The organism is Pseudomonas sp. LBUM1641 (assembly GCF_059716235.1).
Map to the genome: position 1 here is coordinate 6,953,694 of NZ_CP166815.1, position 23,192 is coordinate 6,976,885.

General features: G+C 58.3%; 22 protein-coding genes. 13 read left to right on the forward strand and 9 right to left on the reverse strand.

The window, feature by feature from the left end; genetic code table 11:
* Positions 1–108: 108 nt before the first annotated feature.
* The 8 genes from ACA046_RS32160 (at position 109) to ACA046_RS32195 (ending at position 10,070) form a co-directional block, all read left to right on the forward strand.
* A complete protein-coding gene (locus tag ACA046_RS32160) occupies positions 109–2,055 on the forward strand; it encodes a type VI secretion system Vgr family protein (RefSeq protein ID WP_497675619.1) in 1,947 nt (648 codons plus the stop codon).
* A 15-nt stretch (positions 2,056–2,070) separates the two neighbouring features.
* Complete coding sequence (locus ACA046_RS32165) at positions 2,071–2,505, forward strand: DcrB-related protein (protein ID WP_017476738.1); 435 nt, start codon at positions 2,071–2,073, stop codon at positions 2,503–2,505.
* Positions 2,506–2,519: 14 nt separating this feature from the next.
* Complete coding sequence (locus ACA046_RS32170; RefSeq protein WP_497675620.1) at positions 2,520–6,842, forward strand: RHS repeat-associated core domain-containing protein; 4,323 nt, start codon at positions 2,520–2,522, stop codon at positions 6,840–6,842.
* Positions 6,842–7,429: a hypothetical protein gene (locus ACA046_RS32175; protein ID WP_497675621.1), complete on the forward strand. Its 588-nt coding sequence runs from the start codon at positions 6,842–6,844 to the stop codon at positions 7,427–7,429. Before ACA046_RS32170 ends, ACA046_RS32175 begins: the two co-directional genes overlap by 1 nt.
* 71 nt (positions 7,430–7,500) lie before the next feature.
* Positions 7,501–7,659, forward strand: coding sequence for a hypothetical protein (locus tag ACA046_RS32180; RefSeq protein ID WP_497675622.1), 159 nt, complete (start codon positions 7,501–7,503; stop codon positions 7,657–7,659).
* Positions 7,660–7,671: 12 nt separating this feature from the next.
* A complete protein-coding gene (locus tag ACA046_RS32185; RefSeq protein WP_497675623.1) occupies positions 7,672–8,433 on the forward strand; it encodes a pentapeptide repeat-containing protein in 762 nt (253 codons plus the stop codon).
* A 131-nt stretch (positions 8,434–8,564) separates the two neighbouring features.
* On the forward strand, positions 8,565–8,762 hold the full coding sequence (locus ACA046_RS32190) for a hypothetical protein (protein ID WP_497675624.1): 198 nt from the start codon (positions 8,565–8,567) through the stop codon (positions 8,760–8,762).
* A 438-nt stretch (positions 8,763–9,200) separates the two neighbouring features.
* Entirely contained in the window at positions 9,201–10,070 is an 870-nt protein-coding gene (locus ACA046_RS32195; RefSeq protein WP_459024791.1) for a hypothetical protein, read from the forward strand.
* Between the two features lie 110 nt (positions 10,071–10,180).
* On the opposite strand, the gene ACA046_RS32200 is transcribed toward ACA046_RS32195, so the two are convergent.
* The 3 genes from ACA046_RS32200 to ACA046_RS32210 form a co-directional block, all read right to left on the reverse strand.
* The gene (locus tag ACA046_RS32200) at positions 10,181–10,456 is read right to left on the reverse strand and encodes an HU family DNA-binding protein (RefSeq protein ID WP_003213368.1); all 276 of its coding nucleotides are present in this window, start codon (positions 10,454–10,456) and stop codon (positions 10,181–10,183) included.
* A gap of 191 nt (positions 10,457–10,647) precedes the next feature.
* Positions 10,648–11,796 carry an NAD(P)/FAD-dependent oxidoreductase gene (locus ACA046_RS32205; protein WP_497675625.1) on the reverse strand — a complete coding sequence of 383 codons (1,149 nt, stop codon included), beginning with the start codon at positions 11,794–11,796 and terminating at the stop codon, positions 10,648–10,650.
* 41 nt (positions 11,797–11,837) lie between these two features.
* Positions 11,838–12,005, reverse strand: a complete 168-nt coding sequence (locus tag ACA046_RS32210) for a rubredoxin (RefSeq protein ID WP_003213373.1) — start codon at positions 12,003–12,005, stop codon at positions 11,838–11,840.
* 196 nt (positions 12,006–12,201) lie between these two features.
* Between ACA046_RS32210 and ACA046_RS32215 the strand changes: the two genes are divergently transcribed.
* Both ACA046_RS32215 and ubiA read left to right on the forward strand, forming a co-directional pair.
* Positions 12,202–12,765 (forward strand): chorismate--pyruvate lyase family protein, encoded by a 564-nt coding sequence (locus ACA046_RS32215; RefSeq protein WP_459024794.1) that lies wholly within the window; start codon positions 12,202–12,204, stop codon positions 12,763–12,765.
* Positions 12,765–13,655 carry a 4-hydroxybenzoate octaprenyltransferase gene (gene ubiA, locus ACA046_RS32220; RefSeq protein ID WP_497675626.1) on the forward strand — a complete coding sequence of 297 codons (891 nt, stop codon included), beginning with the start codon at positions 12,765–12,767 and terminating at the stop codon, positions 13,653–13,655. The genes ACA046_RS32215 and ubiA overlap by 1 nt, the downstream gene beginning before the upstream one ends.
* Positions 13,656–13,687: 32 nt before the next feature.
* Here ubiA and ACA046_RS32225 read toward each other — a convergent pair whose 3' ends face one another.
* Entirely contained in the window at positions 13,688–14,068 is a 381-nt protein-coding gene (locus ACA046_RS32225) for a COG4315 family predicted lipoprotein (protein WP_497675627.1), read from the reverse strand.
* Positions 14,069–14,220: 152 nt separating this feature from the next.
* Here ACA046_RS32225 and phoB point away from each other — a divergent pair, with 152 nt between their 5' ends.
* The 3 genes from phoB to ACA046_RS32240 all read left to right on the forward strand — a co-directional run bounded on the left by phoB (position 14,221) and on the right by ACA046_RS32240 (position 17,741).
* The gene (phoB, locus tag ACA046_RS32230) at positions 14,221–14,910 is read left to right on the forward strand and encodes a phosphate regulon transcriptional regulator PhoB (protein ID WP_003195617.1); all 690 of its coding nucleotides are present in this window, start codon (positions 14,221–14,223) and stop codon (positions 14,908–14,910) included.
* Between the two features lie 79 nt (positions 14,911–14,989).
* On the forward strand, positions 14,990–16,276 hold the full coding sequence (gene phoR / locus ACA046_RS32235; RefSeq protein ID WP_459029469.1) for a phosphate regulon sensor histidine kinase PhoR: 1,287 nt from the start codon (positions 14,990–14,992) through the stop codon (positions 16,274–16,276).
* Positions 16,277–16,400: 124 nt separating this feature from the next.
* On the forward strand, positions 16,401–17,741 hold the full coding sequence (locus ACA046_RS32240) for a hemolysin family protein (protein WP_076013189.1): 1,341 nt from the start codon (positions 16,401–16,403) through the stop codon (positions 17,739–17,741).
* Positions 17,742–17,853: 112 nt separating this feature from the next.
* On the opposite strand, the gene ACA046_RS32245 is transcribed toward ACA046_RS32240, so the two are convergent.
* The 5 genes from ACA046_RS32245 to pstA form a co-directional block, all read right to left on the reverse strand.
* On the reverse strand, positions 17,854–18,504 hold the full coding sequence (locus ACA046_RS32245) for a M23 family metallopeptidase (RefSeq protein WP_497675628.1): 651 nt from the start codon (positions 18,502–18,504) through the stop codon (positions 17,854–17,856).
* A gap of 132 nt (positions 18,505–18,636) precedes the next feature.
* Positions 18,637–19,536 (reverse strand): response regulator, encoded by a 900-nt coding sequence (locus ACA046_RS32250; RefSeq protein WP_459024803.1) that lies wholly within the window; start codon positions 19,534–19,536, stop codon positions 18,637–18,639.
* A 168-nt stretch (positions 19,537–19,704) separates the two neighbouring features.
* Complete coding sequence (phoU, locus tag ACA046_RS32255; RefSeq protein ID WP_076013194.1) at positions 19,705–20,466, reverse strand: phosphate signaling complex protein PhoU; 762 nt, start codon at positions 20,464–20,466, stop codon at positions 19,705–19,707.
* Positions 20,467–20,538: 72 nt separating this feature from the next.
* A complete protein-coding gene (gene pstB / locus ACA046_RS32260; protein WP_076013195.1) occupies positions 20,539–21,372 on the reverse strand; it encodes a phosphate ABC transporter ATP-binding protein PstB in 834 nt (277 codons plus the stop codon).
* A 139-nt stretch (positions 21,373–21,511) separates the two neighbouring features.
* Complete coding sequence (pstA, locus tag ACA046_RS32265) at positions 21,512–23,182, reverse strand: phosphate ABC transporter permease PstA (RefSeq protein ID WP_459024806.1); 1,671 nt, start codon at positions 23,180–23,182, stop codon at positions 21,512–21,514.
* Positions 23,183–23,192 lie beyond the last annotated feature (10 nt).

Consider the following 23,192-nt stretch of genomic DNA (forward strand, 5'->3'; position numbering starts at 1 on the left):
GCGTATCAGTTGATGCATCCGGTGACTGATTCACCGCGTTCGCGAGCAAGCCCGCTCCCACAGTTGGAGCCGGTTCCTACAGTTATTACGCAATTTACGGGTTAACCGATGTTATTCAACCAATCGTCACGCCTGGCCAAGATCACCAGCCCCCTGGGGCCGGATGTGCTGCTGCTCAATGAAATGGGCGGCGGTGAAGAGTTGGGTCGGCTGTTCAACTATGAGCTGCAACTGACGTCCCTGGACGCCAACATCGACCTCAACCAGTTGCTGGGCAAGCCCATGAGCGTGGGTCTGCAACTAGCGGACGGCGGCGAGCGGCATTTCCACGGCATCGTCGCGCGCTGCAGCCAGAACATCGATCAGGGCCAGTTCGCCAGTTACCAGGTGACGTTGCGCCCCTGGCTGTGGCTGCTCAGCCGTACGTCCGACTGCCGGATTTTCCAGAACCTGAGCATCCCGCAGATCATCAAGCAGGTGTTCCGTGACCTGGGGTTTTCCGACTTCGAAGACGCCCTGAGCCGGCCGTACCGCGAGTGGGAATACTGCGTGCAGTACCGCGAGACCAGCTTCGATTTCGTCAGCCGCTTGATGGAACAGGAAGGCATCTACTACTTCTTCCGCCACGAGCAGGACCGCCACGTGCTGGTGCTGGCCGATGCCTACGGTGCCCACGCCAACGTGCCCGGCTACGCTTCGGTGCCTTACTACCCCAAGGACGAGCAGCAACGCGAACGCGACCATATGCACAACTGGCACCTGGCGCAGGAAGTGCAACCGGGCTCCCTTGAACTCAACGACTACGACTTCCAGCGCCCCAGCGCCAGCATCGACGTACGCTCGGCCATGCCGCGCCCGCACACCGCCGGCGACTACCCGCTGTACGACTACCCCGGCACCTACGTCAAAAGCGAAGACGGCGAACACTACGCCCGCACCCGCATCGAAGCCCTGCAAACCCTTCATGAACAAGTGGAGTTCAGCGGCAATGCGCGGGGCCTGGGTTCCGGCCACCTGTTCAGCCTCACCGGCTTCAGCCGCCGCGACCAGAACCGCGAATACCTGATCGTCGGCGCCCGCTACTACATCTCCCAGGAAAGCCTCGAAAGCGGCGGTGGCGCAGCCTCGGCCCAGTTCGAAAGCACCCTTACCTGCATCGACGCGCAACAGAGTTTCCGCCCACTGGCCAACACCTACCGGCCCATCGTCAAAGGCCCGCAGACGGCGCTGGTGGTGGGGCCCAAAGGCGAAGAAATCTGGACCGACCAATATGGCCGGGTCAAGGTGCATTTCTATTGGGACCGCCACGACCAGTCCAACGAAAACAGCTCGTGCTGGATTCGCGTATCGCAGTCGTGGGCCGGGAAAAACTGGGGCTCGATGCAGATTCCACGGATTGGCCAGGAAGTGATTGTGAGCTTCCTGGAAGGTGATCCGGACCGGCCGATCATCACTGGCCGCGTGTACAACGCCGAGCAGACGGTGCCTTACGACTTACCGGAAAACGCCACCCAAAGCGGGATGAAAAGCCGCTCCAGCAAAGGCGGCACGCCGGCCAACTTCAATGAAATCCGCATGGAGGACAAGAAGGGGTTGGAGCAGTTGTACATCCATGCCGAGCGTAATCAGGACATTGTGGTTGAGGTGGATGAAAGCCATTCGGTGGGGCATGACCGGAACAAAAGCATCGGGCATAACGAGACGGTGACCATTGGCTCGAATCGCCTGCGGGTCGTGCGCAACAACGATACCGTGCTGGTGGGCGGGGCCAAGTCTGACAGTGCGGCCACGACCTACACCGTCGAGGCTGGCGACAGTATTCGCCTGGTGTGCGGCGCCAGTGTGATTGAGCTCAAGGCCGGTGGAGACATCAACCTGACCTGTGGCTCGTTCAACCTGTTTTCCACCGGCAGCAGCAAAATCCAGACGAAGGGCAAACTGGATATCAACCTGGGCAGTGACAAGGGCACGGGGCCCGGTGCCCAAGGCGTGCAAAGCACGATCAAGTCCGCCGTCGAATCAAAATTCCCTGGCAAGCCCGGCGCTGGTCAATAACGAGATTTATCCACCATGAATTACCTGATCAACGAAGCCCAATTCACCCTGCCCGATGCAGAGGTGCAGGACACCTCGATCAACATTCTCAAGTTCGCCAAGCTGGGCACCACCCTGGTGGTGAGTCGCAGCCCCTTGGCAGATGGCGAGACCTTGCAAAACAACTTCGAGGGCCAGCTGAAAAAGCTCGAACAGCAGGTCAAGGACCTTCGTTATTCGCCGGCGCAAGCCATCAAGGTGGGCCCAGCGCAGGACATCGACGCCTTTGAAGTCCAGAACCGTTTCAACAAAGGCAGCGACAATATTTACCAATATCAGTTGGCAATGCAGATACCCGGCACACGCAACCTGATCGCCTTGAGCTACGTCAAGACCCAGCCCCTGGGGCCTGCCGAGGCGGCACATTGGGCAACGCTCAAGAACACGCTCAACTTTGCCGTCACCCCCTGAGCAGAGTCTGAACAATGAGTGAAGACCTCTGGGCTGCCCGCGAAGGCGACGCGCTGCTGCACACCTCGGTGATGGCCGATATTCTCGGCGGCGTGCTGGAAGTGGCCGCCTATGCCGCACTCACTACTGTGGGCTGCCTGGCCGTTGCAGGGGCGGTTTTCCTCGCGACCGGTGCGACCATCGCCACAGGCGGCGTTGCATTGGTTTTGGTAGTTGGGGCAGTCATTGGGATCACTGCGGGGCTCACAGGGGCCGACCTGAAAATATCCAGTTGGTGCGAGTCCGCCGCCAACTGGGTGTTCCCGCCGGTGATCGATGCCTTCATCACCAGCGGTTCGGACAACGTCTTCATCAATGGCAAAAAAGCTGCCCGCGCCGCTGGCAAGATGACTGCTGTTCCGGTCGCACCCAGCGAACCGCCAGCCCCCAGCTTCCTGGACATGGCCGGGGAGTTTTTCTCCCAGATGTGGCGCCCGACCGTCGCCTCCCCCTCCCCCGGCACCGAGCCTTGCCCACTGGACACCGTGGGGTGCACCAAGCACCCGCCCATGCCCCTGCAATTCATTGCGGAGGGTTCCAGCTCGGTGTTCATCAACGGGCAGCCTGCGGCACGCAGTGGTGATCGCAGTACGTGCGACGCCAAGATTGGTACAGCCCCGGGCCTGATCTCGCCGGATGTGCGCATCGGTGGCGGGACCATCGTGGTGCAAGAGATTCGCAGCGGCAAGACGCCGGGCGTGGGTTTGGCGATTGCGGTGGTGATGGCGTTGCGGGGTAACCTGAAATGTTTCTGGACCAAGCTGCCGTGCCTGGTTGGTGGCTTGGTGGTGGGCGGTGCCATTTCTTATGCAACCAGCAAGGTTACCTCTGCGCTCAAGAGCGCCATGAATGGCTCGCCCAATCCGGTTCACAGCGCGACCGGGGCCAAGGTCCTGGGTGGGGACGAGGAGCTGGATTTCGTGCTGCCGGGTTTGCTCCCGATAGATTGGCAGCGTTTCTACAGCAGCCTCGACACACGCCAGGACGGTCTCTTCGGCGCGGGCTGGAGCGTTGCGTATGAAGTGTCGATTGAGATAGATGCAGACGAAAACCTGCTCTACATCGATGAGCAAGGGCGCCGCCTGGAGATCGGCTACATCCCCTTGTCCGGCGGAGCATTCGACCCGGGCGAAGGCCTTGCGGTCAGGCGCAGTGCCGACGGCGCGGTATTGATCGAGAGCATCGACGGCCTGTATCGCCTGTTCGAGCCCGACCCGCTGAACAGCGCGCGGATGCGTCTGCAGCTGCTGGGTGATCGCAATGAAGGGCGGATCTTTCTCGACTACGACGCTCAGGGGCGGCTGTATCGCCTGCGCGACACCCATGACTTGATGCACGTCGAACTGAGCTACTCGGCTGAACACCCACGGCGCGTGAGCCACATCGAACGGCGTTATCTGCGCCAGGAACATTTCGATGCGCGCAGCGATGTGCTCGTCAGCTACCGCTATGACAGCAACGGCGACCTGGCTGAAGTGTTGGACGTGCAAGGCACAACCCTTCGACGCTTTGCTTATGACAATGGCCGGCGAATGGTCGAACACCAGTTGCCGAGTGGCCTGCGCTGCTTCTATCAATGGAGTGCAGTGACCGGCCCCCACGGTGACGAGTGGCGCGTCAGCCGCCACTGGACAGACGCAGGCGATGAATACACCTTCGACTACGATCTCGACGCCGGCATTACCCGCGTGACCGATGGCCTGATGCGCGTCAGCACACGAGAGTGGAACCCGCAGTACCAGATCACTCGCTACGTCGACAACCTGGGCCATACGTGGCTGTTCGAGTGGAGCGAAGACCGCCAGTTGCTCGGCGCGACTGACCCGCAAAACGGTCAGTGGCGCTTCAATTACGATGAGACCGGCAACCTGAGCGCGGTGATCGACCCGCTGTCCAGAACCAGCGGCACGCAGTGGCTCGCGCACTGGGCATTGCCCCAAGTAGAGACCGACCTTGCGGGCAACAGTTGGCATTACCGCTACGATCAGCGAGGCAACTGCATCGAGGAAATCGACCCGCTGGGCAATAGCACGCGCTATGTCTACGACGGGTTCGGTCAACCGGTGCGCATCATCGATGCCACGGAAAAAACCAAAACGCTGCATTGGAACGAATGGAGCCAACTGGTCGAAGCGGTGGATTGCTCGGGTTATCCCACCCGTTATCAATACGATGCCTTTGGCAATCTGGTGGTGCAGACCAATGCGGAAGGTGAGTCGGTTCGCTACCGGTACGGTCCTCAGGGGCTATTGCTGGAATGCCAGCTCCCGGATGGCCGCGTGGAACAGTTCCAGCGCAGCGCCAGCGGTTACCTGACGGCCCATGTCGACCCGGCCGGAAGCACCACGCGCTATGCCTATGACCTGCGTGGCCTGGTCAAACAGCGCTGGGATGCGCATAACCGCACGGTCATGTTCGACCATGACGCCTATGGCCGATTGCGCAGGCTGACCAATGAGAACGGCGAAAGCTATCACTTTGAGTGGGATGCATGCGACCGCATGGTGCGGCAGCAAGACCTCGACCAGAGTCAGCGCTGCTACACCTATGATCCGCTGGATGATGTCGTCGCCGTGGATTTCCTGCCGGGGACGGAAGGCGAACCGGTAGCGCCGCTGTCACACCAATTTCAGCGAGATCCGGTTGGACGCCTGGTCAGCAAAGTCACCGCGGACGGCACCACCGTTTACGAACATGATCTGAACGACCAACTGGTCGGCGTCACGTTCACCGCGATTGACGGTCGGCAGCAGCGACTGGGTTTCAGCTACGGCGCACTGGGGCAACTGCTGCAGGAGCAAAGCACAGCGGGCTCCTTGCAGCATCACTACGACGAATTGGGGAACCTGATTCAGACCCAGTTGCCCGACGGGCGATGGCTGAACCGCCTCTACTACGGCAGCGGTCACCTGCATCAGTTGAATCTCGATGGAAAGGTCATCAGCGACTTCGAGCGTGATCGTTTGCATCGCGAAGTGCAGCGCACTCAAGGTCAACTCAGAACAAACACCGTGTATGACCGCAGCGGAAGGGTTCGCTCGCGCCAGCGCCGCAGTATTGACCAACCGTGGCAGTTGCCGCCGTTGGTTGAGACTGACTACAGCTACGATCCCAGCGATAACTTGATCGGGCGTCGGCGTATTGACCGTGTTCATGATCGTCAAGAGCAGCTGGGTTACGACAGTACCGAACGTATTCTCGTCAGCCACCAAGTAGGCCAGACCGAGACCTTTGCTTATGACGCGGCAGCCAACCTGCTTGACGGCCCACAGCAGGGTGGCTTGGTAAGGCATAACAGGCTGCTCACCTACCAAGACAAACGCTATAAATACGATGCTTTTGGTCGAATGATTGAAAAGCGTAGTGCTGCTCGAGGCTTGCAACGGTTTGCCTACGACGCAGAAAGCCGACTGGTTGAAGTGCGTAATGAAAACGGCAATGTGGTCAGGATGACCTACGACCCATTGGGCCGTCGCACTGAAAAAACAGAGCATGACAACGATGGCTATCCACTGGGGGTGACACGCTTCACCTGGGACGGATTACGCCTGCTGCAGGAACATAAACACAGTCAAACCAGCCTCTATATTTATGAAGACGAGGGTTACGAACCCCTTGCGCGTGTCGACGGTATGGGGCCGCTGCAAAAAATCCGCTATTACCACAACGACCTCAGTGGCCTACCGGAGCAGCTAACTGAGGATGACGGTCGTGATGTTTGGCGCGCGAGCTATCGGGTATGGGGTAACACCTCGGAAGAGGTGCGTGAACCGTCCTACATTGAAGAGCAGAACCTGCGATTTCAGGGGCAATACCTTGATCGCGAGACGGGGCTGCACTTCAATACGTTCAGGTTTTACGATCCGGCTGTCGGGCGGTTTACGACGCCGGATCCGATTGGGTTGGCTGGGGGGATCAATCTATATCAGTACGCGGTAAACCCGACAGGCTGGGTTGATCCTTGGGGGCTTTCGGCTTGCGCGCCGACACATCACATTGCCACCAATAAACACTCTAAATGGACTGCTAAATTTCGCGTCCTGTTTGAGAAAAACGGGTTGGGCAAGTTCAAAAATGGCAAGTCCCGCAGAGATGTCCTCAATGACCCGTTGAACAAAGTTGATGTGCCTGGACACAAAGGCCCGCACCCTGAAAAAATGCACGCAGAGATTTATAAACGTTTGAAAGCTGCTAGCAGAAAAGGATCGGATCAGTTTAAAGCGGAGCTCGCAGAGCTTAAAAAGGAAGCACTAGACCCCACATCCACTCTTAACAAAATTTTGAGGATGGTTGATTAATGAACTATTTCAAGCTCAATCCGAATGTCAGCAGTGAGAAATGGGAGGGGTACGTCAATCTTGGAGAGCTCATTTACAAGGGGGAGGAGGTCGATGACATAGCGCTTTCCAATAGCCGAGGACCGTGCAATTTGAAACCGCTGCATTATGAAATTCTTGTCGACGGTATAACCGCCCCAGTCAACACAATCGGAGCGGATTTCTTTGTATTCGATGAGTCTATTAAAGGGCTGGATAACCTGGCGGCCGAGCGTGTGCAATATTTACGCATCGCCCATGAAAGCCAAAAAGCACGTTACCGACTCTTGCATGCCTACAATCATGTCGACTGCGTCGATTGGGCCTTATCCAAATACGAAGCCTGGCCGGAAGAGCACGTGGTCAAGGAATGGCAAAATCCAAGAGGACGTTTTTTCTTCGATCCGGTACTGATCGCCAAAAAAATCCCTGAGACTGCCGAGGTCTTTCGTTTGGTGGGCTGGGGGGGAGCGTTCAACATCGTCATTTGTGAAGCGTACAAAGAGAAGTTGCTAGCGTTGGATTTCGATCACTCTTTTTTGGAGTTCCATCCCATCAACCTAATGTAATTGGAGAACTATCATAGGATCTGAGCCAAGAGCTTAAGCGCAATGTCAAAGCACGCTTTAAGAGATCGGACATGAGTCAGCTGACTGACTGTCACGTTTTTTGCGGCGTGGAGATGGCTCTTGCTGAAAAGAAATCCGCCTCGATGGAGGCTGACGGCGCAGAGGATTTCGCCCGGCAGCTTTACGAAGACGAAGACCATTTACCCTTAGGATTGGGGCAATGGTTATGAAGGAATATTATGGTGAGTGACATAATTTCATCAAAATTACTTTCCAGCGTTTCGCAGGACGGACTCGTTTTACCTAAAAAAACGCGTTTTGAAAACGAGCTGATCAGCGGTTGCAAATTGAAAGACGCGAAACTCTGCGATCCGATTTTTGATCAATGCTTTTTGGAAAATTGCGACTTTGAGAAAGCTGACTTTTCCGGCTCGCGATTCTTCAATAAAACATCCTTGACCCATTGCTCGTTCAAAAACACAAACTTTCAAGGATCAGGGTTCAGCAATAGCAAATTTGAGAACTGCACGTTTGTGAAGTGCGACTTTCGAGAAGCGTCCTTGAGGGACTGCACCTTCCTCAACTGCACATTCTCTCAGTGCACGATTATTGACAATTCATTTAATGCAAAAAACATATCCACCATTAAATTCGCTGGAAAACTCCAGGAAGTTAATTTCATATCAGAACAACCCAACACCCCACTTTCCGCCGACTTTGAACTTTGCAAATTCGATTATGTAACCTTTGAAAACTGCGACCTGGAAAATATAATCCCGCCCATCGAGCCTAAACACATTTTCTTCAAAGACGTGGCGCTCCGTGCGAAAAAAGCACTTACTACCATATCTACAGAACCTGAAAGTCAGATCAATAAAATATTGAAGCGTCGACTGTTAAAGCTTACAACTCAAAGAGGCGCTATTTTCAATATTGAAAACCTTGAAGATTATGAGGGAAAGGAATTCACCTCACGATTTATTTCACTTCTTCAAGATGCTTAAGCAAGGCGCAGGAAAAAGACACATTAAGAGGGGGTGTCCTTTTAATTTACCGCATGCCAATCTGCCCTCCTACGCTTATAAACTCAATTTGGATGTAATAGGCAGAGAAAATCATTTCCTAGGAGTTGCCTATGGCTCGCGACGATTTAATAAAGCTTATATTGAAAATTCAGCGCAGCGAAGGAACTGATGAAGAGGTAAATGCGGACTTAGACTTATTGGCAAATAGTGTTTTAGATCCGGAAGCTGCCGACTATATTTTCCAACACGAATGGACCGCTGAGTTCATCGCCGACAAAATTATTTCGTACACCCCTATAGTGTTATAAAGTGCAATCCTTATAGGGTGATGACTAGGCCTGAGGACTATAGAGGAGGCAGATTTATTTAGATCAACCATCATCAGATAAATTAAATAAATCCGTCCCCCATTACCTCTGCCCCCATTACCTCTTTTACCCACCACGCCTGTTTGCCTGTTTCGTACGTTATAAATTTTCACGATAAACAATCCCTCGCTATCAAAAAAGATATAAAAGGGACAGATTTATTTAGATTAACGGACATAAGAAATTAAATAAATCCGTCCCCTTTACCTCCTTACCTTCTCACCCTAACTAAAAGAAATAACCGCAAGACAGAAACATTATAAAAAACTGTAAGGTCTGACAGGTATGTCGAGACGTAATTCCTACTAAAGTCGTGCTTAAGCCGAGCCTATGGCCAGACGCATCCGCGTAAGTGCCTTTTAACGAAGGAATCCTCACATGTCCAAACCAACAGGGTCTGACATCCACGCTGGCAATGTATCTGCGCGGGCCAAAGTAAGTGGGCAAATTCACACCATTAATACGACCAACGTGACGGTAACACACACGCCGACCGAATGGCGGTACGCAGGATCCGTGTTTTTATTTCAACCACCACCGAGTGGTGTTTACGGCGTCCAACTTGCCATTCCTCCCAACACTCCAGCAGGCATCCACCCATTCGGACCAAACAGCAATATTCGGGCGTTCTATGAAATGCCAAAAGCTTCATTGCTCAATGCATATCAGGCCGTCAGTGGGTCCATCCATCTCAAGACGGATCCTACGCCAACTACACTGGAAGCGGATTTTCATTTTATAGGAAGAAGCCCAGCAGTTTCCGATGATGCCGAAATCACCGACGGTACTTTCTCGCTTAATACTGAGGCGCACCATATCCCCAGCAGTCACGGGCATTTGAAAGTTCACGTAGACCTCAACAGCCTGCCCTCGGAACATACCGAGATCAGCTCAACACTTGCAGACAAATTTGTATTTGATTCGAATCTGGTTTACATGCGTCCGGCGCTGGGAGCGCCCTTTCTGGAAATCAAATCCATTTATCTACCCGAAAACGCGGAAATTTATATTTTCATCCCTAATGACAAACTGGAGACCGCACAGGAGCTCGATATTAAAGATGATGAGAGTGGCGAATATGCGATCGCCATCCTGCGCAGGAACGGTTACTTCTATAGAGCGTCCATCGGTCGCATAACCTACACCTACGATGCGAAGAATGAAGTTCTCAAGGCGAAGTTTCACTTCCAGGAAGGGAAAGACAACAACTTTTCGGATGGAGCTTTGGAAGTCAGCGGTTTGGAGTAGTTCCAACAAGACTGCACTTCAACCACAAAAAATGGGCACCCGACCCAGTCGGCGTGCCCATTTTTTATCCCGCGCTCGCACTCGCATGTGCGTAGCGCAGGCTTCTTTACTTACGGATTGACGCTGTCTTTAAGCGACTTGCCTGGCTTGAACGCAACGGTGTTGCTCGCCTTGATTTTCACCGGCTCGCCGGTTTGCGGGTTTTTGCCGGTGCGGGCGCCGCGGTGGCGCTGCAGGAAGGTGCCGAAGCCCACCAGGGTGACGCTGTCCTTGCGATGCAGCGCGCCGGTGATTTCTTCGAGTACGGCGTTGAGTACGCGGTTGGCCTGTTCTTTGGTCAGGTCTGCTTTTTCAGCAATAGCGGCTGCGAGTTCTGGTTTACGCATAAGTGAAGCCTCTTTGACGGTTTTTTGTTGTTATGTCCGTGCTGCTCTCTTTCGGAGCAGCGCCCAAGGCGCCGCAGGCTCTACTCTGCGGCAGACGGGAGTGAGGATGGCATGCCATCGGGGCCTGCGCCAGTCTCACGGCGACCTTTCTACGGTCAAAATGATGCTTATTCCGACAGAACGACCAGCATTTACGCCAGCAGCGGCGGAAGTTCTTTGTTAAGGGCCAGTTTTTCCATCACGGCCGTGCCGGTCAGGGCGTAACCCAGCAGGCGCCCGCTGGCGTCGCGGCACAGGGCCTTGATGTCGCCGCCCTGCCCTTCGACGCTCCAGACGCCTTCGGTACCCCGTGGCGGTGGAGAGACGACCAGCTGGCAGACCGGGGTTTTTACCGTGACGGGCATCGGGCCGTAGCTGACAGCGGTCGCGTTGCCCGCCAGCGTCTGCGCCAGGGCGCGGGCGCAGCTCATCAGGGGCATTACGTACAGCAGGTTCAGGCCATCGACCTCGGCGCAGTCGCCCAGGGCGTAGATATTGGCGTGGGAGGTCTTGAGGTGGCGGTCCACCATGATCCCGCGGTTGATCTGCAAGCCAGCGGCTGCCGCCAGATCGACACGCGGGCGCAGGCCGATGGCAGACACCACCAGGTCACACTGGATCACTTCGCCATCAGACAGGTGGGCTTCCAGGCCGTCAGCGTTGCGTTGCAGGCGATTGAGCACCGGGCCCAAGTGGAAACGCGCGCCCAGGCCTTCGAGGCCGGCCTGCACCGCTGCAGCCGCCGCCGGGTGCAGCAGGGTCGGCATGACTTGCTCGCATGGCGCGACCAGGTCAATTTCGTAGCCGCCGAGGATCAAGTCGTTGGCGAACTCGCAGCCGATCAGCCCGGCACCCAGCAACAGCACCCGGCGCTTACCGGCCGCCGCCGCGCGAAAGCGCGCGTAGTCTTCGAGGTCGTTGATCGGGAAAATCAGCTCGGCGGCATCACCCTGTACCGGCACCCGCACGGTTTCTGCGCCCCAGGCCAGGATCAGGTCGCGGTAGATCACCGCTTCCTCGCCGATCCACAAACGCTTGTGACCCGGGTCGATGCCGCTGATGCGGGTGTGGGTGCGCACTTCGGCCTTGAGTTGCTCGGCCATGGCGCCCGGTTCAGCCATGCTCAGGCCGTCGGCTTCCTTGTTCTTGCCAAAACCGGTGGAGAGCATGGGCTTGGAGTAGGAGCGCCCGTCATCTGCGGTGATCAGCAACAGCGGGGTTTCGCTATCAAGCTTGCGAAACTCCCGAGCCAGGTTGTAACCGGCCAAACCCGTGCCGACGATCACGACAGGTGCGTTCATTCCTTTCTCCTTGTAGTACGGTTCTTGAATTGCTTCTTAAATCAGCCGATTTCGATCATTTCGAAATCCATTTTGCCCACGCCGCAGTCCGGGCACAGCCAGTCTTCGGGGACGTCCTGCCACAGGGTGCCCGGGGCGATGCCGTCATCCGGCCATCCGTCTTTCTCGTCGTAGATCAGCCCACAGACGACACATTGCCACTTCTTCATCACTTGCTTCCTCAGGGTCCAGGCGTACTGGCCGACGGTCGATAGATCCAGCCTTGCCGTGCGGCTCAGGGCGTTTTGTACTGATCAGCAGGCGCAGATGCAAGCATGATCGACGCATGGGCCTGGCGCGTCCCGGCAAAAGTCCAGGGCACCATGGTAAGCTCGCCGCCTCATTAACTGCCAATAATGACCCTCCGTGCCGCATTCAAACGCCCTTCCCGATGCTTGCCGATGGCTGACCCAGAGCCTTCTGAGCCCACTGCCCGCGCCGCTGACACTCAACTGGCTGTTCGATGAAGGCTCCCTGACCCGGCGCCTTACACGCCTGTCCAGCGATGGCTTCAGCGTGACGCCGCTGTTCGAAGGCTGGCAACCACTGCGAGACGACGAATGCGCCGCCCTGGACCTGCCCGCCGCCAGCATCGGCTGGGTGCGCGAGGTGTATTTGCGCGGCCATGGCCAGCCGTGGGTGTTTGCCCGCAGCGTGGCAGCCCGCAGCGCCTTGCAGGGCGACGGGTTGCACATGGATGAGTTGGGCAGCCGGTCGCTGGGGGAATTGCTGTTTTGTGACCATGCCTTCACGCGCCAGCCGATCGAAGTATGCCGCTATCCACGGGAATGGCTGCCCACCGCCGATCAGGCCGATAACCTGTGGGCGCGCCGCTCGCGCTTTGATCGCGGGCCGCTGAGCGTGCTGGTGGCGGAAATTTTCCTGCCGACCCTGTGGCAAGTCGTGCACGACCATCCGGAGAATTGCTGATGTACCAGCGCCTGCTCAAGTCCCTGAATCGCTTGAACCCCAGGGCCTGGGACTTCATCCAGTTGACCCGCATGGACAAGCCCATCGGCATTTATCTGCTGCTGTGGCCCACGCTGTGGGCGCTGTGGATTGCCGGCAAGGGTTCGCCATCGCTGCTTAACATCGTGATTTTTGTACTCGGCGTGGTACTGACCCGGGCCGGCGGTTGCGTCATCAATGACTGGGCCGACCGCAAGGTCGACGGTCACGTGAAGCGCACCGAACAGCGGCCGCTGGTGAGCGGCAAGATCAGCTCAAAAGAGGCGCTGGTGTTCTTCGCGGTGCTGATGTTCGTCAGTTTCCTGCTGGTGCTGCTGACCAACTCCATGACGATCTGGCTGTCCCTGGGCGGCCTCGCGCTGGCGGCCAGCTATCCATTCATGAAGCGTTACACCTACTACCCGCAGGTGGTATTGGGCGCGGCGTTCTCGTGGGGCATGCCGATGGCGTTCACCGCGCAGACCGGTAGCCTGCCTGCCGCAGCGTGGCTGCTATACATCGCCAACCTGTTGTGGACGGTGGGTTACGACACCTATTACGCAATGACTGATCGCGACGATGACCTGAAAATCGGGGTCAAATCCACCGCCATTCTGTTTGGCGAAGCCGACCGGGTGATCATTCTGAGCTTGCAGGGTCTGGCGCTGGCTTGCCTGTGGCTGGCGGGGATGCGCTTTGAGTTGGGTGGCTGGTTCCACCTGGGCTTGCTGGCGGCGGCCGGGTGTTTTGCCTGGGAGTTCTGGTACACCCGGGACAAGGACCGCCTCAAATGCTTCAAGGCGTTTTTGCACAACCACTGGGCCGGGCTGGCGATTTTTATCGGGATTGTGGCGGACTACGGGTTTCGGTGAAGGGCCACGCCCCCCACCGCTAGCAGGTTGACTCAGGGCTTGGCGACTTTCCAGGCCCCGTCCATTTTGCCGTCACCGGTCATATCGCCGGCCTTCTTGTCCATAATGAAGGTGTAGAGCGGCTTGCCGCTGTAGGCCCATTGGCTTTTCTGGTCGTCGCGGGTGATGACGGTCCACTTGCCCATGGGCTTGTCGGTGGATTCGGTCATCAACGGCGGCCAGTTGGTGGCGCACTTGTCATTGCACATGGATTTGCCATCAGCATCCTTGGCAAAGGTGTAGAGGGTCATGCCTTTGTGGTCCACCAGCATCCCGTCCTTTGTCATTGCCGGGTCTGCCGCAAACGCCAGTGTCGGCAGCGTTAACGCGACCGTTACCAGCAGGGTTTTCCAGGAAAAAGTACTGTGAGTCATGGGAACCTTCCTTTTGTGGTTGTCAGGATTCGGACCCCAAGCGTAGTCCAGAGAGGCGCCGAATGCTCAAGCGACTAAATTACTGTCACACGACTGCAATAATTCCGTTATCTAATGCGGCGCAAGACAGTTAAATGACAAGAGGATTTAGCATGGTTGGCAGGAGCATTCTGATCGTTGACGACGAAGCGCCCATTCGCGAGATGATCGCCGTTGCGTTGGAAATGGCCGGCTATGACTGCCTGGAGGCGGAGAACTCCCAGCAGGCCCATGCCATTATCGTCGACCGCAAGCCGGACCTGATCCTGCTGGACTGGATGCTGCCCGGCACCTCCGGCATCGAATTGGCCCGCCGCCTGAAGCGTGACGAGCTGACCGGGGATATCCCGATCATCATGCTCACCGCCAAGGGCGAAGAGGACAACAAGATCCAGGGCCTGGAAGTCGGCGCCGATGACTACATCACCAAGCCCTTTTCCCCACGAGAACTGGTCGCCCGTCTGAAAGCCGTTCTGCGCCGTGCCGGCCCAACCGATGGCGAAGCGCCTATCGAAGTCGACGGCCTGATTCTGGACCCTATCAGCCACCGCGTGACCATCGACGGCAAACCCGCCGAGATGGGCCCCACCGAATACCGCCTGCTGCAATTCTTCATGACCCATCAGGAGCGCGCCTACACCCGCGGCCAACTGCTGGACCAGGTCTGGGGCGGCAATGTGTATGTGGAAGAGCGCACCGTCGACGTGCATATCCGCCGCCTGCGCAAAGCCTTGGGCGACGCTTACGAGAATCTGGTACAAACCGTGCGCGGCACTGGCTACCGGTTTTCCACCAAAGGCTGAGCCAGCCCGAACTGCCCAGACAGCTGAAAGGACGCGTGTTTAAGTGAACCAAAACTGGCATGGCACCCTGATCCGCCACATGCTCCTGCTGATCACCGGCTGCCTGCTGGTGGGCCTGGTCAGCGGTTATTACGGCTGGAGCCTGGCCGTCGGCATCGGCCTCTATCTTGGCTGGACCCTCAAGCAATTGCTGCGCCTGCACGAGTGGCTGCGCCAGCACAAACCTGATGAAGCACCACCCGACGGTTACGGCCTGTGGGGCGAGGTGTTCGACAGCATCTACCACCTGCAACGCCGCGACCAACGTGTACGCGGGCGGCTGCAGGCGGTAATTGACCGGGTCCAGGAGTCCACCGCCGCGCTGAAAGACGCAGTGATCATGCTCGACAGCGACGGCAACCTGGAATGGTGGAACCGCGCCGCAGAAACCCTGCTGGGCCTCAAGACGCCCCAGGACAGCGGCCAGCCGGTGACCAACCTGGTGCGCCACCCGCGTTTCAAGGAGTACTTCGAGCAGGACAACTTCGAAGAAGCCCTGGAAATTCCGTCGCCTACCAACGACCGCGTGCGCATCCAGCTGTACCTGACGCGCTACGGCAATAACGAACATTTGATGCTGGTGCGCGATGTCACGCGCATCCATCAGCTGGAACAGATGCGCAAGGACTTCGTCGCCAACGTCTCCCACGAACTGCGCACGCCGCTGACGGTGATCTGCGGCTATCTGGAGACGCTGCTCGATAACGTTGAGGACGTGAACCCGCGCTGGACCCGTGCCCTGCAACAGATGCAGCAGCAAGGCGGGCGCATGCAAACCCTGCTCAATGACCTGCTGTTGCTGGCCAAGCTGGAAGCCACCGATTACCCCTCGGACAACCATCCTGTGCCGGTGCAAAGCCTGCTGCAGACCATCAAGAGCGACGCCCAGGCATTGTCCGGGCAGCGTGAACAGCAGATTACCCTCGAAGCCGACCCGTCGATCCTGCTCAAGGGCAGCGAGGGCGAGTTGCGCAGTGCGTTTTCCAACTTGGTGTTCAACGCCGTCAAATACACCCAGGACAAGGGCAACATCCGCATCCGCTGGTGGGCCGATGACCAGGGCGCACACCTCAGCGTGCAAGACTCCGGAATGGGCATCGACGCCAAACACTTGCCGCGCCTCACCGAACGCTTCTACCGCGTCGACTCCAGCCGCAACTCCAACACCGGCGGCACCGGGCTCGGCCTGGCCATCGTCAAGCATGTGCTGCTGCGCCATCGCGCGCGGCTGGAAATCAGCAGCGTGCTCGGCCATGGCAGTACCTTTACCTGCCATTTCCCGCCGGCCCAGATGACACGCTCACGGGTCATTCATCAGGACGAGTGACCCTCCACCCGGCAGCCGCCACTAGGCAAGCGCCCCGTCAGCCGCTACATTGGCGGACTTGCGCCTGCCTTTCAGGCCCACCTGCTCACCCTTTTTGATTAGACGGAACCCGCAAAACCCCATCATGGACCCTTCCCCTGGCATCACCCTCGCGACACTCTTCGCCGACTTCGGCATGATTCTTTTTGCACTGATCCTGGTACTGCTCAACGGCTTTTTCGTTGCAGCGGAATTTGCCATGGTCAAACTGCGTTCGACCCGGGTCGAGGCCATTGCCCACAAAAACGGCTGGCGCGGGCAGATCCTGCGCACCGTACACAGCCAGCTCGACGCGTATCTGTCGGCCTGTCAGTTGGGTATCACCCTCGCCTCCCTGGGCCTGGGCTGGGTCGGTGAGCCGGCCTTCGCGCACATCCTCGAGCCGTTGCTGGGCGCGATCGGCGTGCAATCGCCGGAAGTGATCAAGGGCGTGTCGTTCTTTGCCGCCTTCTTCGTGATCTCGTACCTGCACATCGTGGTCGGCGAGCTGGCGCCCAAGTCCTGGGCCATTCGCAAGCCTGAGTTGCTGTCGCTGTGGACCGCCGTGCCGCTGTACCTGTTCTACTGGGCCATGTACCCGGCGATCTACCTGCTCAACGCCAGCGCCAACGCTATCCTGCGCATCGCCGGCCAAGGCGAGCCTGGCCCGCACCACGAGCACCATTACAGCCGTGAAGAACTGAAACTGATCCTGCACTCCAGCCGTGGCCAGGATCCGAGCGACCAAGGCATGCGTGTATTGGCTTCCGCCGTGGAAATGGGCGAGCTGGAAGTGGTCGACTGGGCCAACTCCCGGGAAGACTTGGTGACCCTGGACTTCAACGCCCCGCTCAAGGAAATCCTGGCGCTGTTCCGTCGCCACAAGTTCAGCCGTTATCCGGTGTACGACGCGGTGCGCAACGAGTTTGTCGGCTTGCTGCACATCAAGGACCTGCTGCTGGAACTGGCGGCCCTGGACCACATTCCCGAATCGTTCAACCTCGCCGAGCTGACCCGTCCGCTGGAGCGCGTATCGCGCCATATGCCGCTGTCGCAGTTGCTTGAGCAGTTCCGCAAAGGCGGCGCGCACTTCGCCCTGGTGGAAGAAGCCGACGGCAAGATCATCGGCTACCTGACCATGGAAGACGTGCTGGAAGTGCTGGTAGGTGACATCCAGGACGAACACCGCAAGGCCGAGCGCGGCATCCTCGCTTACCAGCCGGGCAAGCTCCTGGTGCGTGGTGATACACCGTTGTTCAAGGTAGAGCGACTGCTGGGTGTCGACCTGGACCACATCGAAGCCGAAACCCTGGCCGGGTTGATCTACGACACCCTGAAACGGGTGCCGGAAGAGGAAGAAGTGCTGGAAGTCGAAGGCCTGCGGATCATCATCAAGAAGATGAAAGGGCCGAAGATCGTGTTGGCCAAGGTGCTGTTGCTCGACTAGCCGCCCTGTAGGAGCGAGCTTGCTCGCGAAGGACGTTAACGATAACGCTGGGATCCTGACACCCGGCAGCGCCCTCAGGTTTTTCGCGAGCAAGCTCGCTCCTACAAAAGCCTTATCGCGTGCCCAATGCAAAATTGGGCAACGCCTGCACCGGCTGGTTGAATTCATAGGGAATTGACACCAGCCCCAACACCGTCGTGCGTTGCACCACAAAATGCAGATGCGGCCCGCTGCTGTTGCCGGTATTACCCGACAGCGCCAGCGGGCTGCCCACCGCCACTCGCAGCCCTTCCCTGACGCTGACCGACCCTTGCTTGAGGTGCAGGTACACGCCCTGCGTGCCGTCATCGTGCTGCACCCGCACGAAATTGCCCGATGGATCACTGCCGCGCCCGGATTGGGTGTTCTCGGTTTTCAGCACCACACCTGCGCGTGCCGCAATGATCGGTGTGCCTTCGGGCATGGCGATGTCCATCGCGTAGCGGCTTTTGAGCTCGGAGTGGCTGAAGGTGCCGTTGGGGCCTTGGGTGAGACGGAACGGGCCGCCACGCCAGGGCAAGGGATAACGATAGGAAGCGGGTTGCGACGGATATACAGGCTTGGGAATCACCCGATCCTGATACACAAACGCCTGCGCCCCGGGCGTGTACCGGTCGCTGAAGACCACGGCGCCGTCAGGGTCGATGGATTTGTAGAGGGTCATGGACATCGCCGGCATGACACCGGCGAACAGTCCACAGAACAGCAGTGAGCGCACGAGCATCGGGTTGGCCTGCCAGGGACGACTGGATGGCAGGCTAACAAGGGATCATGACAGTGCTATGTGAACCAAACACTAACCCTGTGGCGAGGGGGCTTGTCCCCTCGCCACAGGTTTTTTGGAGACCCCATCAGGTCATGCACCCGGCACAAAATGCTTCTGTGCGGTCCCGCGGGCGATCAGCCGCGAGATGTAGTCGAGCTTCTGTGCATCCTGGTCGATAAACCGGAAGGTCAGTTGCAGCCAGTCACTGTCAGGCTTGGGCTCGTAGGCCACGACGGCGTGCAGGTAGCCGTTGAGACGGGCCACCTCGGCGTTTTCGCCCTGCTCCAGGTCGAGCACGGCGCTTTCCAGTACCTGAGGCAGGATTTCACCGCGACGCACCACCAGCAGCGCCTCCTTGATACTCAGGGCTTTGATCACGCATTGCTGGGTGCCACTGGACAGGCGCAGTTGGCCCTGGCCACGACCGCCGGCTGGCGATGCTGTCGCAGCAGCCTGCACCGGAGGGCTGTTGAGCAAGCCTTTGCTCGGTGCCGCCACTGGCGCCGGCTTGACCGCTTCAGGCTTGCCACCGGTCAGGGCGCTCAGGGAATCGTTGCCGAACGCCGAGTTCATCTTGGTCGGCGCACTGGCGATCAGCGCGTCGAGGCGGCCGATCTTGTTCAGCGCCTGCTTGACCTTGTTCAGCAACTGCTCGTTGGTAAACGGCTTGCTGACGTAGCCGGAAACCCCGGCCTGGATCGCCTGCACGACGTTTTCCTTGTCGCCACGGCTGGTCACCATGACGAACGGCATGGCTTTGAGATGAGGCTGTTCACGGCACCAGGTCAACAGTTCCAGGCCGGACATTTCCGGCATTTCCCAGTCACACAGCACCATGTCGAAGGTTTCGCGCATCAGGATGGCCTGGGCCTTTTTGCCGTTCACCGCATCTTCGATCTTGATCCCCGGGAAGTAGTTGCGCAGGCACTTCTTCACCAGGTCGCGAATAAACGAGGCGTCATCCACCACTAATACACTGACTTTGCTCATCGACCCTTCATCCTATAAAAACCCCGGCAAGCATAACGCTTCGCTGATGGCATTTCGCCAAAACTCTTCAGTCACGCCAGGACTTTACGTTCCCCCCGCCGCGCAAAATTCGTACGCCACAAACGAAAACGCCCGACCAAAGGCCGGGCGTTTATTTCTCGGGCAATCTTACTTATCGTCAGGAACGCCCGGAACATTAGGGATTTGATCAACCGTGCCTTCAACTTCGGCTTTCATGCGCTTGAGGCCCATGTGCCGCACGTCGGTACCACGGACCAGGTAGATCACCAGTTCCGAGATATTGCGCGCGTGGTCGCCGATGCGCTCCAGCGAACGCAGCACCCAGATGATGCTCAGCACCCGCGAGATAGAGCGCGGGTCTTCCATCATGTAGGTCGCCAGCTCGCGCAGGGCGGTCTTGTATTCGCGGTCGATGATCTTGTCGTACTGGGCCACCGACAACGCCAGCTCGGCGTCGAAGCGGGCAAACGCGTCGAGGGCATCGCGGACCATGTTGCGCACCTGGTCACCGATGTGGCGCACTTCGACATAACCACGCGGCGCTTCGCCTTCTTCGCACAACTGGATGGCGCGGCGGGCGATCTTGGTGGCTTCGTCGCCGATGCGCTCCAGGTCGATCACCGACTTGGAAATGCTGATGATCAAACGCAGGTCGGACGCCGCCGGCTGACGACGGGCCAGGATGCGCAGGCATTCTTCGTCGATGTTACGTTCCATCTGGTTGATCTGGTCGTCGATCTCGCGCACTTGCTGGGCCAGGCCGGAGTCGGCCTCGATCAGCGCGGTGACCGCGTCGTTGACTTGCTTCTCCACCAGACCGCCCATGGCCAGGAGGTGGCTGCGCACTTCCTCAAGCTCGGCGTTGAACTGCGCGGAGATGTGATGGGTAAGGCCTTCTTTGCTAATCATGTTGGCGTCCTTGGAACGTCCAGTAAGGTGCGGTCGACCGCAGCATCAGTTCAGTGAGCAACCAGCCACCTGCTAGCCGTAGCGACCGGTGATGTAGTCTTCGGTCTGCTTCTTCGCCGGGTTGGTGAACAGGGTATCGGTGTCACCAAATTCCACCAGTTTGCCCATGTACATGAACGCGGTGTAGTCGGAAACCCGCGCGGCCTGTTGCATGTTGTGGGTCACGATGACGATGGTGAACTTGGATTTCAGTTCGTAGATCAGCTCTTCGACTTTCAGCGTGGAAATCGGATCGAGTGCCGAGCAGGGTTCGTCGAGCAGCAGCACTTCCGGCTCCACGGCGATGGTGCGGGCGATCACCAGACGTTGCTGCTGGCCACCGGACAAACCGAGGGCCGACTCGTGCAGGCGGTCCTTGACCTCGTCCCACAGTGCCGCGCCTTTCAAAGCCCATTCAACGGCTTCGTCGAGGATGCGCTTCTTGTTGATGCCCTGGATGCGCAGGCCGTAAACCACGTTTTCATAGATGGTCTTGGGAAACGGGTTGGGCTTCTGGAACACCATGCCCACCCGGCGACGCAGCTCGGCCACGTCTTCGCCCTTACGGTAGATGTTGGTGCCGTACAGATTGATCGCGCCCTCGACGCGGCAGCCGTCCACCAGATCGTTCATCCGGTTGAAGGTGCGCAGCAGGGTCGACTTGCCGCAACCGGACGGGCCGATGAAGGCGGTCACGCGCTGCTTCGGGATGTTCATGCTGACGTCGAACAGCGCCTGCTTGTCGCCGTAGTACAGGCTCAGGCTCGGGACTTCGATGGCCACGGTTTCCTGGGCCAGGCTCAGGCTCTGCTTGTCGCGACCCAGGGCTGACATGTTGATGCCGTGGGAATGGGTTTCATGTTGCATGGGATGCTCCCTGTGCTACCAATTCGTTTTGTGGCAGCGGGCTTGCTCGCGAAGGCGTCAGGTCAGTTGACCCATGTATGACTGATACACCGCATTCGCGAGCAAGCCCGCTCCCACATTTAGTCCGCGTTCACTTCAATTAACTGTCCAACGCTTTGTATTTTTCGCGCAGGTGGTTACGAATCCACACCGCCGACAAGTTGAGCGTGGCGATCACCAGCACCAGCAGCAAGGCAGTGGCGTACACCAGCGGCCGTGCGGCTTCGACGTTAGGGCTCTGGAAGCCGACGTCATAAATATGGAAGCCCAGGTGCATGATCTTCTGGTCCAGGTGCAGGTACGGGTAGTTGCCGTCCACCGGCAGCGACGGCGCCAGTTTCACCACACCTACCAGCATCAGCGGCGCCACTTCACCGGCGGCGCGGGCCACGGCGAGGATCATGCCGGTCATCATCGCCGGGCTGGCCATCGGCAGGACGATCTTCCACAGCGTTTCCGCCTTGGTCGCGCCCAGTGCCAAAGAACCTTCACGTACGGTGCGAGGGATCCGCGCCAGGCCTTCTTCGGTGGCCACGATCACTACCGGTACCGCCAACAGCGCCAGGGTCAGGGACGCCCAGAGCAGGCCAGGCGTACCGAAGGTCGGTGCCGGCAAGGCTTCGGCGAAGAACAGCCGGTCGACCGAGCCGCCCAGTACGTAGACAAAGAAGCCGAGGCCGAATACGCCGTAAACGATGGCGGGTACACCGGCCAGGTTGTTCACGGCGATGCGGATGATCCGCGTCAGGGTGTTCTGCTTGGCGTATTCACGCAGGTACACCGCCGCCAGCACACCGAACGGGGTCACGATCATCGCCATGATCAGGGTCATCATCACGGTGCCGAAGATCGCCGGGAAAATCCCGCCTTCGGTGTTGGCTTCCCGTGGATCGTCGCTGAGGAATTCCCAGATCTTGCTGAAGTAGAAGCCGATCTTGGTCATGTAACCCATGGCGTTCGGCTGGTAGGCATGCACCACCTTGCCGATGCCGATTTCGATTTCTTTACCGTTGGCATCGCGGGCGGTGAGGCTGTCGCGGTTGAACTGGGTATGCAGGTCCGCCAGGCGGGCTTCGATGTCCTTGTAGCGGTTGTTCAGTTCGGCGCGACCGCTGTCCATATCGGCTTGAGCGGTGGCGTCCAGCTTGCCTTCCAGCTCCAGCTTGCGACCGTGCAGGCGGATGCGTTCGAGGCCGGCGTTGATTGCGCCGATGTCGGACTTCTCAAGGGACTTGAGCTGGGCCGCGAGCTTGTTGACGCGGTCGACGCGGGCTTGCAGTTCCGGCCAGGCCGCCTCGCCTTCAGCGATGACCTTGCCGTCCTGCTTGACGTTGACCAGGGTGCCGTAGAAGTTGCCCCATTCACGACGCTCGATAGCCATCAGTTCGACCGGCTTGGTCTGGTTGGTCAGCCACTCGCCGACGATCCAGGTGAAGTCGTTGCCGTTCAAGTCACGGTTGCCGACCTTGATCAGCTCGCGGGTCATGAACTCCGGGCCCTGGTCCGGCACCGGCAAGCCAGCGCTTTTCAGACGCTCGCGGGGCACTTCTTCTTTCTGCACCACTTCGCCAACGACGATATGGTTTTCCTGGCCCGGCACGTTGTAGCTGGCCTGGATCAGGTCGGCCGGCCAGAAGTGGCCCAAGCCACGCACGGCAATCACGGCCAGCAAACCAATGGTCATGATGACCGCGATGGACACCGCGCCACCGCTGATCCAGACGCCCGGGGCGCCGCTCTTGAACCATCCATTCAGGGAGTTCTGTTTCACAGACTTCTAC

Coding starts and splice junctions, on each gene's coding strand:
- ACA046_RS32160 (WP_497675619.1), top strand. CDS start 109: ATGTTATTCAACCAATCGTCACGCCTGGCCAAGATCACCAGCCCCCTG.
- ACA046_RS32165 (WP_017476738.1), top strand. CDS start 2,071: ATGAATTACCTGATCAACGAAGCCCAATTCACCCTGCCCGATGCAGAG.
- ACA046_RS32170 (WP_497675620.1), top strand. CDS start 2,520: ATGAGTGAAGACCTCTGGGCTGCCCGCGAAGGCGACGCGCTGCTGCAC.
- ACA046_RS32175 (WP_497675621.1), top strand. CDS start 6,842: ATGAACTATTTCAAGCTCAATCCGAATGTCAGCAGTGAGAAATGGGAG.
- ACA046_RS32180 (WP_497675622.1), top strand. CDS start 7,501: ATGAGTCAGCTGACTGACTGTCACGTTTTTTGCGGCGTGGAGATGGCT.
- ACA046_RS32190 (WP_497675624.1), top strand. CDS start 8,565: ATGGCTCGCGACGATTTAATAAAGCTTATATTGAAAATTCAGCGCAGC.
- ACA046_RS32195 (WP_459024791.1), top strand. CDS start 9,201: ATGTCCAAACCAACAGGGTCTGACATCCACGCTGGCAATGTATCTGCG.
- ACA046_RS32200 (WP_003213368.1), bottom strand. CDS start 10,456: ATGCGTAAACCAGAACTCGCAGCCGCTATTGCTGAAAAAGCAGACCTG.
- ACA046_RS32205 (WP_497675625.1), bottom strand. CDS start 11,796: ATGAACGCACCTGTCGTGATCGTCGGCACGGGTTTGGCCGGTTACAAC.
- ACA046_RS32210 (WP_003213373.1), bottom strand. CDS start 12,005: ATGAAGAAGTGGCAATGTGTCGTCTGTGGGCTGATCTACGACGAGAAA.
- ubiA (WP_497675626.1), top strand. CDS start 12,765: ATGTACCAGCGCCTGCTCAAGTCCCTGAATCGCTTGAACCCCAGGGCC.
- ACA046_RS32225 (WP_497675627.1), bottom strand. CDS start 14,068: ATGACTCACAGTACTTTTTCCTGGAAAACCCTGCTGGTAACGGTCGCG.
- phoB (WP_003195617.1), top strand. CDS start 14,221: ATGGTTGGCAGGAGCATTCTGATCGTTGACGACGAAGCGCCCATTCGC.
- phoR (WP_459029469.1), top strand. CDS start 14,990: ATGCTCCTGCTGATCACCGGCTGCCTGCTGGTGGGCCTGGTCAGCGGT.
- ACA046_RS32240 (WP_076013189.1), top strand. CDS start 16,401: ATGGACCCTTCCCCTGGCATCACCCTCGCGACACTCTTCGCCGACTTC.
- ACA046_RS32245 (WP_497675628.1), bottom strand. CDS start 18,504: ATGCTCGTGCGCTCACTGCTGTTCTGTGGACTGTTCGCCGGTGTCATG.
- ACA046_RS32250 (WP_459024803.1), bottom strand. CDS start 19,536: ATGAGCAAAGTCAGTGTATTAGTGGTGGATGACGCCTCGTTTATTCGC.
- phoU (WP_076013194.1), bottom strand. CDS start 20,466: ATGATTAGCAAAGAAGGCCTTACCCATCACATCTCCGCGCAGTTCAAC.
- pstB (WP_076013195.1), bottom strand. CDS start 21,372: ATGCAACATGAAACCCATTCCCACGGCATCAACATGTCAGCCCTGGGT.